Origin of the sequence: Okeania hirsuta, from assembly GCF_003838195.1 — a bacterium.
GTDB lineage: Bacteria > Cyanobacteriota > Cyanobacteriia > Cyanobacteriales > Microcoleaceae > Okeania > Okeania hirsuta.
Genome location: NZ_RCBY01000086.1, coordinates 1 through 13,270, shown reverse-complemented (window position 1 = coordinate 13,270; position 13,270 = coordinate 1). Strand labels below are relative to the sequence as shown.

Genomic DNA, 13,270 nt, shown 5'->3' with positions numbered 1-13,270 from the left:
AGATGACTACAACTTCCGCAGATTTATCAAAAACTCCAAATCAAAATTCGTCTTTTTTAGGGTCATTATTTGGTTCAGTTAGAGGAGCAGCACAAGTAGTCGGAAACGCCACAGTTCAAGCAGCTTGTGGTGCTGGTGAAGCTATTGGTAGTGTAGCTGTAAATACAACACATAGCCTAGGATATGTTACTGAAATGGTGAATAATAGTCAATTATTGTTACCATTAACAAAAGCTCTGAAAATAGAGCTGTTAGAAATAGTTGATCGGATAGATATTGTCAAAGCTGAAACTGAAATTCAACGCCTACAACAAAAATATCCAAATGAAAGCCCCTCTGAAATTAGCCATCGTGTAATTTTAGAGAAAGCAATTTATGTTGGGGGGACAGGGGTTGCTACAAGTATTGTACCAGGAATGGGATTAGGACTCATAGCAGTTGACTTAACAGTTACAACTGCAATACAAGCAGAAATGGTATATCAGATTGCTTATGCTTATGGATTTGATTTGCAAGAACCAGCAAGAAAAGGAGAGGTTTTAGGAATTTTTGGTCTAGCAGTTGGAGGTGGTCAAGCTTTAAAAGCCGGATTAGGTTTTATGCGAAATGTGCCTTTAGCAGGTGCAGTAATTGGTGGTAGTACAAATGCAGTTATGCTCTATTCCCTGGGGTATGCAGCTTGTCGGTTCTATGAAGCAAAATTGGCCCCAGAAACTATGGAAGCTGCACTAGAAACTGCTCAAGTTGATACCCAGAAATATTTAAAAGCGGCGATCGCTCAACAAGCTATCATGGATCAAATTTTGGTTCATGTAATTTTGGCTGGAAATCCTGGAAAAACTTGGGAACAAATACTGCCAGAACTTGAAGGAGCTAACCTGAGTCCTGGTTCTCTGGAAATAATTCAGAAGAATATCAAATCTCCTCCATCTCTAGAAAAATTACTTGCTCAAGTCAATGATGAGTTTGCGATTTCAGTTGTAGCTGAGTGTCAAAAAATTGCTGAGTTAGATGAGGTTATTACTCCACAAGAAAAGAAAGTCCTCGAACTAATTAGTAAGAAGTTGAAGGTTGACCTAGCTGCCGTGGAAATGCAAGTCCTTCAAAGTGAGTTAGATGCTTTAGCAGGTATCCTATTGGAATAACAATAAATCTTTTAAAAAATTGAAATGAAACTGCATATTAGGAAGGCTGAATAAGTATCAAAACTTATTCAGCCGTTTTTGTAGTGGAAATTTTTGTCAATACGAAATGTTCAACAATTAACAATTAATAATTACCTCTTCTTATAAAGAAGAGGATGGAGCTAAAGGAATTTTTTTCTTTTTTCCCCATGAATGGAGAGGCTTTATACCTGAATTTTTCGGTAAGAAAAATCATCAATCTTATCAATGCTATTTTGCCATAGAACTCCGTTCCGCTGACACGATAGAATTCCATTCCGCTTCGCGATCGCACTTCTACTTACCAATGGTCTTTTCATTTTAATTAGCACCTACGCAGAGCGACAGACTTGTTATCAATATACATCAAAATTCGCTATGAAGCAAAAATCCTGTATTTATTGCATATCAAGACTTACAGCGTTTATGAAAAGATTGCGAATACAGGGGCAAAATCGCGATTTTTCCCGAAAATTTGGCCCTCAATAGCTCATTTCAACTTTTTTTGTCAAAATTAGTTTAAATTTTAAATATATTAATTAATTAAATATAAGTTTAATTAATATCGAATTATTTGATAGTTTTCTAAAAAGTAGTAAAGAGTCATTTCAATTATCAGTTATCATAAGTTTTGAAACTTATTTAGCAATTTTTATAGTCAAAATTTTATCGATATGAAATGGTAGGAAAAAGAAGTGAAAATTATCAATTTTATCAAGACAATTTTTCAGCAAATAATTTCATAAAATCCTACTTTACTAGACTAACTAAGTTATTACTGCATGACTTCTTTGCAACGCCAACCCCCTAAAAAATAGTCAAACAACACTATTACCGACTAATTGCTTTTCAGTAAAATGAGGCATCACTTCTTTAGCAAAGAGTTCCATAGAAGTTGTGGCATCTTCGACTGAAATAGTGTTAAAGTTGACCTGCATAGATGCAAATTCAAAACCTCCAACCTGTTCATAGTAACTAGCGATTGTCTTGCGCAATTTTTCAGGGGTACCAATCCAAGCAGCTCCCTTTTCTATCTGAGATTCAAAAGTTTCTTCCTGTAGTGAAGCAATAATTTTATCGTAGCCTGGATAATCTACCGAACAAGTACCCTTTACCCAATCAGAAGCAGCTTCTACCAAAGATTTCAAATACCTATTTAATGGTTGACGAGCAATGGCGATCGCCTGCTCCTCAGTTGGCGCACAGAACATATGAAAAGCCAACATTACCTTACCTTGGCCTGGATGACCAGCAGATTTCCAGGCATCTCGATATAGCTTAATTAACTCGGCCATTTTCCCACCAGCTAAAGGAATTGCCATTACTCCATAACCCCTTTCACCAGCAGTCACAAAAGATTCTGGAGTAGCCAGACACGCTATCCAGAAGGGAGGGCGGGGAGTTTGAGTCGGACGAGGCAAAGAAGTAACATTCTCAAAGCGGTGAAACTGACCTTCCATACTCACATTTTCTGCTTCAAGAAGGCAACGTACCTGTTCCATCCCTTCCGTAAAGCGGGCACGACTTTCGTTTAAATCAATCCCAAATCTAGCAAATTCATGGGGCAAAAATGCACGAGCAAAACCAACTTCGAGACGTCCGTTGGAAATTGCATCTAACATCCCAATTTCTCCAGCTAGTTTAAGTGGATTGTTGAAGACAGGCAACACTGCTCCGGTAATCAAGCGAGCTTTTCGAGTTCGTTGGGATGCTGCTGTGAGGAAAACGATAGGATTAGGGCTATATCCGCCGTATGGATGGAAGTAGTGTTCGACAATTCTAACATTAGTATAATTAAGTTTGTCGCACAGACTTACCAGATGGAGAGCTTCATGAAAATACTGTGCTCCTGACTTCTGTTGAGGGCTAACATCGGGAAAAAACTGTAAACCAAATTCCATTTTGTTTTTAGAGTTGATAAAGGATAAAATCGGGTAACTCAATTGCAGGGTAGTTATGGTAGCTACTTTTCAGTAATGATGGCTTCAATTTCTATGTCTAGTTCTGAGCGACATATATCTGAATGCAGATAGACTTATCTATCTGCAGCAGCGAAATTTTTCTTAACCATCTGTTGAACAACAGGCAAATCAGAAGGATGGCGGATGTAAATGGTGAAGGAGCGATCATAAAGCATTGGGTCTGGAAGTCCTGGATTAAACCCCATACGTTCAAACACCAGTTTCATGTTATCCAGAGTTACCTCAAACTGTTTTTCAATATTGCCTTTGCCTACAGACTTATGTCCTTTGATGCTAGCTGTTCCTGACAGATAGCCAATACGTTTACCATTGGACTTAATAACAGTTCCTCTGGCAAAACTTGGCGAACGTGGTCCATACTGGGGTGGGTATTTGTAGGCTGAAACTTGTTCGGGATTTTCCACATTACTAATGTTTTCCTTCACTGCAATAAAGTAGATTGCATAGGTGTCATCAGCAATACCTATACCTGTTGCTGCTGGTAATTTTACACAAAAGTTTGTCCCATAAAAACTTTCAAATGCTAGGGATCTACCCTTACAGAAAGATTTATAGTTTTCCAGACCCTTACTTTCATCATTAATATAGGGAACATAATTCCCAATTCGACATAAATTCCAGTCTTGTGTCAGTTCTAGCAAACTTAAATATGTTTTGTATGCAATATCTTCTAGAGGATATGTTATTGGTACAGTCGATACACCCATTAATTGGGAATTTGTTTGTAGCAGATTAAAATCTTGCTCGGTGTAATTTTTTCCTAATTCGCTAGAGTAATGAATGATTGAATATCCTTCCAGGATTGGAATTTTGAGGTACAAATTAATTTCATCTATGGTTGAAAAGCAGAAAGTTCTATCTTGTCCAAAATAAATATTCATGTTAATTCCAACTATGCAACTATTAGGAGTATCATGTGCGCTTAATCATTTTTGATACTCCTAATACTAAGCTAAAGGTTGAGATAATCTGTGTTTTAGCCTTAGGGCAACTCTTCCACAGGAGGATTCTCTGAGGCACATCAATGGGGTTTCATATAAATATAAAAAATAACCTAAAAGGTAATCTTAACAATTAATAAATGACTAAAAAGTATGAGTATTTATTTGTTTTTATTAGATTTGTATAATAACTTTGACATTTTTTTATGTCAACTTGACATAAAAATCAACTTAGTTTTGCTATTTATGATATTTTTTTTATAGTTAGAATAATTCGATGTCAAAATTTTTCCTGCCTCCCAATTAGATAAATAATAATAATTATAGAATATGAAAAAATTAAATGTTTTAGAAATTGATGGTGGTGGTATCAAATAAGTTAAAAGTTATCAATTAACAGTACCTACCACTGAAGTAGGAGGTTTGAGAGCTGATATGAATTGTCAAAAATTTTCCTAGCTCAAAATTAGATAAATAATAATAATTATAGAATATGAAAAAAGTAAATGTTTTAGGAATTGACGGCGGTGGCACTAAAACAGAAGCCGTTTTAATAGATGAAAATTATCAAATTCTTGGTAGTGGTAAAAGTGGTCCGTCAAATTATCAGAGTGTGGGAATTGAAGTAGCTAAAAATTCAATTCAAACCGCTATTACTCAAGCAGTTACTAATAATAATAACCATCAACCAATATCTGGAATTTGTCTTGGTTTAGCAGGAGTAGGAAGACCTGAAGATTTTCCAGTAGTAGAAAATTTGCTCCAAGAAATTATTACTAATTTGCCGATAAAATGGGATTTACACCCAAATACAATAATTATTTGTAGCGATAGTAACATCGCTTTGGTGGGAGGTATTGGATATTCTATAGGTATTGTGGCAATGGCAGGCACAGGTTCTCAAGTATTCGGCCAAAATAGTCAGGGGTTAACTAAACGAGTTGGTGGTTGGGGTTATCTATTGGGAGACGAAGGTAGTGGTTATAATATAGCTATTAGAGGTTTACAAGCAGCTTTGAAAAGTTATGATGGACGTGAATTACCCACGACTCTAATTACAGATTTTCAAGCATATCTGGGCCTAATAAATATTGAAGGTCTAATAGAAGTAGTCTATCGTCGTGAATGGAGTCCAACACATATAGCAGCACTTGCTCCTATTGTCTCCTCAGCCGCAGATAACGGAGATAAGGTAGCTAAGAAAATTATTCAAAGCGCTGTGGAGGAGTTAAGCATAGCTACAAAAATTGTGATATCTACCTTATTTCAGCCTCACGAAACTTTTGAAGTAGTTACTATTGGAAGTGTCTGGAACAGTATGATTAATTTTCGCGGTAAATTTGAAAATTCTATCTTAGCGGTCGCTCCTACTGCCAAAATTATCTGGCCTCGACATCAACCTGCTTATGGTGCAGGAATTTTAGCCTTGAAAGCTATTGCTATGTAGGTAAATAACAGGGAATTCAAAATATTGTTATATAAAAAAATTAACAATTTTCCCTTACCCTAAAAAGGTAAACGCCCAGGGCTATTTCATTCTAAACTGTGGCATTTTATGTATTGACGAAACAACGTTATTTCAAGCTTTAGGAAATTTATTTTTCCCTGTCTGAAAATCAATAAATTCATTGCCAAAATCTAGTGCCGCTACGCGGAAGTCAAAAGTCAAAAGTTAAAAGTTAAAAGTTAAAATTATTGATTGGTAAGGCTTTTAGGATTTTGTAACTGGTTAGTTATTTCTGCCATCCTGCACCAGAATGAAATGACCCTGGTAAACCCCTGAGCTAGCACTGCTATATCTCATCAGATATTTATTACACTGCTGAAAATTTTCTATTTGGAGAATATTATCTATGTTTAATTCAAAAAAATGGCATTTCGGAACATCTTTATTATTAAGTTTAGGTATGACATTAGCCACAGCAACACCTCTAATTTCAAATCCTGCTATGGCTCAATTTTATCGGCGAAGAACGTTTCTTGGGAACCAACAAAGACAACTTCCTAATAACCAACGAAGACCGTTTTCTGTAGCACGAATACCAGCAGGGACACTTATACCTGTCGAATATGAGGAAGCAGAAAAAGTAGTCCTAAGTCCAGATGAATCTATGAGATTAAGGCTAACAGTAGCACAAGATATTCGAGATGTTCAAGGAAGAGTAATTATACCCTTTGGCAGTTTAATAGAAGGTCAACTACAACCTGTTTCAGATGGTACTCAATTTTTGGCCGAACAGTTAATTATCCGCGGTCGCAGAAGGTTTCGTTTTGACGCTATTTCTAGGGTAGTTACCGATACTGAAAAAATCACAAAGGGTGCTGATGCTGGAGATATTTTGAAGGGTGCCGCTGTCGGTGGTGCTGCTGCTACTTTACTATCTGGTATTACTGGGGATAAAGTAATTGCTACAGAAAGAGTATTAGCTGGTGCTGGGTTGGGTGCTTTAGCTGGAGTATTATTGGGTCGGGAAAAAGCGGAGGTAGTCGTGATTTATCCAGAGGAAGATTTAGACTTGAGATTACGGTCTGATTTTGCATTGCGTTAATTTACATACAGAATCAAAATGCCATGGCTGATAGTTATACTAGATTCAATGTGCGTTAGCCTTATGCAACTCGATTGATATTAAATCCAGATAATTAGTGATGAAAAAGCCGATCCTATCTATGCAGATCACATCTCCCTATTTTCCCTACTCCCTTATCGGGACTTTATACAAAATTGATAAATATTTGCTACAATAGGGTATTTATTCGGAGTCAACCCACCCCTCGCCCCTCCCCCTCCCAGGAGAGGAAGTCAGAACTCAGGTAGGGAAGCCGTCGGATTGGCGAGGTACAGAATTAATGGCTTCAATACCAATTTTTAGGTCATAAATTCTCTTTTTCTTTTGGTGCGCGTTCCCTCTCTTGGTCAGCATTCCCTTGCGTCTCACGCCGACGCGGGTTCTGACCGCTCTGTTGGTGGATTGGATATGGCGAGGAGACCCGAAGAGTGACAGAGCCGCTGCCTCTTTCCTCCTCCAGAGGAGCTTTCCTATGGTCATGCTGCGCAAACGCTAACGCTTTACATGTTGGGGAGCAAAACGCCATCCCACCCTACGGGAAGCTCCGAAGATCGACCGCTTGCAACTGGTGTCGTCCCGGGGTTCCACCCCTTTGTCAAAGGGACATTTCCTGTACTTGTCTTTTAATCACACTTATTATTCGTAACATTCTTTTTTCAAATTTGTATTAGTCAAAAACACCTAAAAAATAGGCTCAAAAGCTTACATAGCAAGACTTTAATGTCAAATACGCTTGTTCCTTGATATATTGGGGAATGCTACGCAAAGAGCCATTCTCCCACTAATTTTAACTTCTGATTTTCAATCCGAATGCTGCGCAAACACACTTCTGATTTCTGACTCCTTGAATATTCACCTTGTTTTCAAGATTGGTGAGTATTAACTACCATGAATAACTTTATCTATCAGGTACTAAAGTAGATCGTCTAACTGTTCAAAACTTTTAGCTTTCAATTGATTCAAAGCAGATTTAGCTGCAGCTTGTTCCGCAGCTTTAATTGATGGTCCCTTACCCATGCCAAGTTTCTTGCCTTTAAACCAAACTTCTGCAAAGAAACGTCCGCGATCGCCATGAATCTTATTTGTTTCCTCAACTTGATAATTTGGCAGTGTTTTGTAATGACCTTGAGTCCATTCTTGGAGAGCTGCTTTATAATTTTGCCTAGCTGGGTCACTGCGAATTTCTGCGATCAAGATTTCAAAGTGAGAGTCTAACCAGGGGCGAATTAATTCTAAGCTATTGGTGCTTAAATAAAGAGCAGCTAAAACAGCTTCAAAAGAATCTGCTATTCGTGATTCTTCTCCAGCTCGATCTCCTGCTGCACTTTTAGATACTAGTAAATAACGACTCCACCCATATTTATTTGCAATTTGTGCTAGAGAGCGATCGCTCACCAAAATAGAACGAATGGCGGCAAATTCTCCTACTGGATAATTTGAATACTTTTCAAATAGTAACTCTGCCGCAACCAGTCGAACTACTGCATCACCTACAAATTCTAACTGTTCATAGTTATGTATTGAGGAAACTGTAGAATGGGTTAAAGCCAAATCTAGTAAATTCCATTTTATTGCTGCTTGTTGAGGTATAGATAACTTTTCTATTAGAGATTGAAGTTGCTTTTGGCGAGGATGATATATTTGAGTCATTGTTTGGATGGTTTTGGTCTCTCCCAATTTTTATTTGTTTACTTTTAGGGTTAAGGAATAGCAAAAAATAAATTATCCAATTTTTGGACTCTCCCTATTCCCTACTTCCTGCTTCCTACTTTGCTAATTTTAGTGCAATGGAATATTTGTTTACTATTAGAGTTACATTATAATTATTACATACAGAAAGGTGGAGAAGATAATCGATCTAGGGTCTAAATTATCAACGCCCAAAAAACTTACCAAGGATTACCAATTAATGTAAAAGCTGACCAATAATAAGGATGGGAAAAAATTTCATTACCAAACTCTGACAATTCTAGGGGTGGTTGTAACTGCTTCATAAAAACGATATAAAATGTCATAATGCGACATTTTACTGTTTACTTCCTGCTTTCCTACGGAATGCTATGCAAACAACTGAGGCCGTCGGCGGTTACTCATCCACAAGCATTCACGGGTCTTGCCCGACCGCATCTCTCAAATTTATACTGGCGTTTAAATCTCTATCTATTTACAAGCCACAGTCAGGACAGTTATAAGTTCTCAGGCTTAGTGGCATATCCTGAACATGACCGCACCTACTGCAAGTTTTTGATGATGGGAAAAATCTATCAACAACTACTAGCTCAGAGCCGTACCACTGAGTTTTATATTCAAGCTGTCGCCTGAACTCATAAAATCACTATCTGCTAACTGATTTCGCCAGCTTATGGTTGGCTAGCATACCGCTAACATTCAAATTTTCAATGACAACAGTACCGTGGTTCTTGGCTAAGTATGTTGTCAATTTATGAAGTGAGTCAAGACGGATGTTTGCTAATTTTCTATGCAGTCTAGCTATCTTCAGTTGTGCCTTTTTCCAGTTAGCTGAACCAATTGTTTTATTACGGTTCCGATATTGTAGTTGAGATAGTTTGCCTTCACATTATTTAGGCTTATAACTGTATTAATTAACTGTGCCTTATCTGCATCAGTAACACTATAAAATTCTGGTTTTTTGCCTAGGGTTATTAATATTAGCTGCATTTGCTCTGCTCGTGACCAAATCCAAATATAGCAATGTGCGCTCAGGTATTTACAATGTCCAGCTCAAAGTGCATTAAGCGAACAGGTGTACAAAAAATAATGTGTAAATATGCCAGCGCACATTGCTATAACAGCAGGTTTTGTACCAGTTTGTTGAGATATATTTGAAAGAGTTTCAGCGATACCTTCAGCCGTTACTGAAAAGTCAGCTAGATTTTCATCAAAGTAATTTTCATAGTCTCTTTCCCAATGCTACTCAACTTGATTTACTGCTTCAATAAAGTCTTTCTCTTCTAAAAATCTATCCCAGTCATCTTCTTTTACAGCGATCGCTGATTGTTTTACCAGGAGAATTTTTAAGATAATGGTACTAAAAAAAATCAAGATAAATAATAAACAAAAAATAATTATTTTTTTCCATTTCTGATGATACATAGTTTTACTCCACAGGTTAGTATAGAAATCCTAAATGATACTAGAGAAAGCTTGATATTTACTCAAATTGGGCACACTAAATAACCTATACTTAATAGACTTGTCGCTTTATAACTTCAAAAACCCCCAAAAACCTTGTTATATAAGGATTGTAGCTATTGGTGGCTAAAAAGGCCTTGAAATTATTGCTCTGTCTAGGTTGGAGCGATTTTTTCCCTCTATTTAGCGACAACTCTAATAAATAGTTCAAAGATTTTTTTTGTGATGGCAAAGGAGCGACATCGTTGGTGTAATTGTCGAAGCAGTTTTTTGGCTTGTCCCCAAATATTCTCTATGGGATTTTCTGATGGTGCATATGGTCCAAAACGCAAACAATGAACTGTAATATTTGTCTGAGTATTGATTGTGGCAAGAAACTTACGAAACTCTTGGGAACGATGGTAACTGGATCCATCCCAAATCAGAACAATTTTCGCTTCCTCACTTTGAATACGTAAATGCTTGACAAAATCAATTGTTGCTTCCGTGTTAGCTGTTTGATAGGCACTAAGTATTACTTCTTCACTTTGGCAATCTAAAGCTCCATAGTATGTCTGGGAATCACGATAGTTGTCTACCTCTACCTCTCGTCTTTCCAGGCGATCGCCCCATTCATAACCACAAATATCTTCAGCACAAACATCACATTCATCTAAAGCAAACACTCGAATTAAACAATTTTAAATTTCTGATATGATATTAATCCTAATTACTTAGGAGTCAGTCCTCAGGAGTCAGGAGGGAAGAAAGAATAAGAAACCCTGAGTAGAAGGAGAAAGTTTTTTGCTGGCCCTCTTATCCTGAATGATATCATACCTCAAATCAGCAACGCCAAACCTTAAAGTATACTATTATTTTGCTATTTTGTCATTGAAGCATCTTTATCCTGTTGTTGAAACTGTGGCACACTAAGACTCTTAACACCTGTTTCTCCATGTCAATTTTTAGCGATCGCCTGATGGTCTGTGATGATAACTTCTTGCCTATGAAACTAATACACCATTTTAAGCTTGACGCGCCACTACTGGATCTACTGAAGTGCGGCATGGGGCAGGTTTATCTAAATTTAATGTTGAGCAAGACTAATTTAATGCAGAACCCGCCTCTACTATTACACTATTTTATTTAGATGAAACAGTCTACTACACAGAAAAATAAAAATGCTGAACAGTTACAAAATTATAGATGCAGACTCCCACGCTATCGAACCTTCCCAGATGTGGGCCAAATACCTCGAACCTCAATTTCAAGACTTTGCCCCCTCAACCGACATGAAAATCAAAGGACAACCCATCACCGAAAAAATCTCCCAACAAGTAGAACAAGAGGGAAATAGGCAGATGATGGAGGCTCACCCCCATGCTTATTTAAACCACTACGACGTGGAATCCCACGTCCAAGCAATGGTATTGATGGGAATAGATATAGCCTTTATTTATCCCACTTCCGGACTGTGGTTATTTGCCATCGATACTTTCCCCCCAGAAGTCATCGGAGCTTTTACCCATGCCTACAATACATGGCTGTATGAAGAATTTTGTAGCTATGACCCCAGTCGGTTAAAAGGAGTAGGAGCAATGAATCTCCATGACCCCCAGGAGATGGTCAAAGAGCTACATCGAATTGTAAACTTTGGCTGGAAAGCAGTTTTTTTACGCCCTAACCCTGTCAAAGGCAGAATTTTGAGCGATGCGGAATACGAACCCTTTTGGGCTGCTTGCGAAGAATTAGATATAGCTGTAGGCATTCACGAGGCAACCCACGGTCGCTTACCCACCACAGGAGCAGATAGATTCAATAGTCGTTTTGCCCTCCATGCTTGTTCTCACCCCATGGAACAGATGATGGCATTATTGGCCTTAATAGAAGGAGGAGTATTAGAGCGTTATCCGAAGCTGAGGGTAGGATTTTTAGAATCTGGTTGTGGTTGGTTGCCCTATTGGTTATGGCGGTTGGACGAAGAGTATAGAAATTTACATTGGGAAGTCAAAGATATGGTAAAGTTGCTGCCTTCAGAGTATTTTCGCCGTCAATGTTATATTGCCGTTGAGCCATCTGAACCTTATCTAACTCAAATTATTGATTACATTGGCTCTGAAAATTTAATATTTGGCTCAGATTATCCACACATGGATCATCACCCAGATATTGTGAAAAACATTGTAGAGCTTGAGAAAAATTTATCTCAGGAGATAGTTAAAAAAATCGTTTGGGATAATCCTAAATGTTTCTATAAAGTTTGAGGTGAAATGGGTAGGTTTCACTTTGTTAGGATATAATCTAAAAACCTTTCTCCTTTTTTGGAGAACTGGTATCATTGAACTAAAAATTTCAGACTCTTTTAGAGAAAAGATTTTTCAACTTTAATAAAAGATTATTAGAGGGTATCTGTAAATAAAACCTTAAGCCACAAGACGATTTAACATCAGTGACATCATGGCAATGTGAACGACAGCTTCACTCACTTCCGGTAAACCCTCGTAATCTTTACTGAGTCGTCTTTGTCGTCAAGGGCCAGCCTCAAGTTCTCTCAACTACCCAACGTCGAGGTTCAACCTCAAAACTTTTTTGAGAACGTTCAACCACCTCCAGGTAAAGCTCGCATCCACCCGCGACTTGCTGCAATCACTGTCCTCGATCACCTCTATCGGCCCAAACCTTTTGTAGAGTTGGAACTGACAGGCTTGATTCTGCCAGCAACATCCTTCCAGCTGTGACATCTGATATATTGGCAGCATGAACCAACACTACTAACACTAGCCCTAATGTCTCCACGCTCGATGTGCCGTTTCCGGCCTTTGACTTTTTGGCCTCCATCAAAGCCTCGCTCTGCTCCTCCTATCTCCGTTGTTTTCACTGATTGGCTATCAATTATAGCTCCAGTGGGTTCGGGGTTTCGTCCCTCTTGTTGACGGACATTAACCCGTAGGCTATGGTGAATCCGTTGCCAGACTCCTTGTTTTTGCCATTTTCGGAAATACCCATACACAGTCTTGGCTGGTGGGAAGTCATGGGGTAACAGTTCCCAGGCACAACCACTACGACTCCAGTAGAGAATACTATTAACAACTTCTGGTAAGTCCACTGTTTGTTTCCTTCCTCTGGATGTTTCTGATTTGGCCACAGGTAGCATGGGAGCTATGATTTTCCAAGCAGCGTTCGCGCAGCGTCCCGGAGGGAATCGCTTAGGTCTGTGGAATAGGCTTTACGAGTCATATACTCTCATGTTTGATATCTGGTTTACCATTTATATCATGTTCGGATGATAACTTATAATAAAACCAGAATCATTACAGTAGATGTATTCAAACTTTATGACCAAAAAGATGGCGCTCACCAACTACCTTTATGTTCAAGCGATCGCTTATAATTGAACAGCCCTAGTTTGAGGCCACCAATGGAAGCAAGTTAGTCCTTGTATTAAATCATGCTGTTTCATTAGTTGTTGGCACCGAAAGACT

General features: G+C 38.2%; 10 protein-coding genes and 2 pseudogenes. 4 read left to right on the top strand and 8 right to left on the bottom strand.

The window, feature by feature from the left end; translation table 11 throughout:
• Positions 1 to 2: 2 nt before the first annotated feature.
• The gene (locus tag D5R40_RS15740) at positions 3 to 1,145 is read left to right on the top strand and encodes an EcsC family protein (protein WP_124154883.1); all 1,143 of its coding nucleotides are present in this window, start codon (positions 3 to 5) and stop codon (positions 1,143 to 1,145) included.
• Between the two features lie 836 nt (positions 1,146 to 1,981).
• Here D5R40_RS15740 and D5R40_RS15735 read toward each other — a convergent pair.
• A complete protein-coding gene (locus D5R40_RS15735; RefSeq protein ID WP_124143481.1) occupies positions 1,982 to 3,064 on the bottom strand; it encodes an LLM class flavin-dependent oxidoreductase in 1,083 nt (360 codons plus the stop codon).
• Positions 3,065 to 3,198: 134 nt separating this feature from the next.
• On the bottom strand, positions 3,199 to 4,026 hold the full coding sequence (locus D5R40_RS15730) for a chorismate transformation FkbO/Hyg5 family protein (RefSeq protein ID WP_124143480.1): 828 nt from the start codon (positions 4,024 to 4,026) through the stop codon (positions 3,199 to 3,201).
• A gap of 553 nt (positions 4,027 to 4,579) precedes the next feature.
• Between D5R40_RS15730 and D5R40_RS15725 the strand changes: the two genes are divergently transcribed.
• Positions 4,580 to 5,533: an N-acetylglucosamine kinase gene (locus tag D5R40_RS15725; RefSeq protein ID WP_124143479.1), complete on the top strand. Its 954-nt coding sequence runs from the start codon at positions 4,580 to 4,582 to the stop codon at positions 5,531 to 5,533.
• Between the two features lie 406 nt (positions 5,534 to 5,939).
• Positions 5,940 to 6,635 carry a hypothetical protein gene (locus D5R40_RS15720; protein WP_124143478.1) on the top strand — a complete coding sequence of 232 codons (696 nt, stop codon included), beginning with the start codon at positions 5,940 to 5,942 and terminating at the stop codon, positions 6,633 to 6,635.
• Between the two features lie 933 nt (positions 6,636 to 7,568).
• Here the strand turns inward: D5R40_RS15720 and rnc are convergent.
• The 5 genes and pseudogenes from rnc to D5R40_RS15700 form a co-directional block, all read right to left on the bottom strand.
• A complete protein-coding gene (gene rnc, locus D5R40_RS15715; RefSeq protein WP_124143477.1) occupies positions 7,569 to 8,306 on the bottom strand; it encodes a ribonuclease III in 738 nt (245 codons plus the stop codon).
• A gap of 239 nt (positions 8,307 to 8,545) precedes the next feature.
• Complete coding sequence (locus tag D5R40_RS41090) at positions 8,546 to 8,671, bottom strand: hypothetical protein (protein WP_275670287.1); 126 nt, start codon at positions 8,669 to 8,671, stop codon at positions 8,546 to 8,548.
• A gap of 149 nt (positions 8,672 to 8,820) precedes the next feature.
• Positions 8,821 to 9,225, bottom strand: a pseudogene (locus D5R40_RS39635) (RNA-guided endonuclease InsQ/TnpB family protein); the annotation flags it as partial.
• Positions 9,226 to 9,587: 362 nt separating this feature from the next.
• Positions 9,588 to 9,770: a hypothetical protein gene (locus D5R40_RS15705; protein ID WP_124143476.1), complete on the bottom strand. Its 183-nt coding sequence runs from the start codon at positions 9,768 to 9,770 to the stop codon at positions 9,588 to 9,590.
• Positions 9,771 to 9,988: 218 nt separating this feature from the next.
• On the bottom strand, positions 9,989 to 10,474 hold the full coding sequence (locus tag D5R40_RS15700) for a transposase (RefSeq protein WP_161564355.1): 486 nt from the start codon (positions 10,472 to 10,474) through the stop codon (positions 9,989 to 9,991).
• A 495-nt stretch (positions 10,475 to 10,969) separates the two neighbouring features.
• Here D5R40_RS15700 and D5R40_RS15695 point away from each other — a divergent pair, with 495 nt between their 5' ends.
• Positions 10,970 to 12,052, top strand: coding sequence for an amidohydrolase family protein (locus tag D5R40_RS15695; protein WP_124154882.1), 1,083 nt, complete (start codon positions 10,970 to 10,972; stop codon positions 12,050 to 12,052).
• Positions 12,053 to 12,211: 159 nt separating this feature from the next.
• On the opposite strand, the pseudogene D5R40_RS15690 reads toward D5R40_RS15695, so the two are convergent.
• A pseudogene (locus D5R40_RS15690) lies at positions 12,212 to 12,942 on the bottom strand (IS5 family transposase).
• Positions 12,943 to 13,270: the final 328 nt, after the last annotated feature.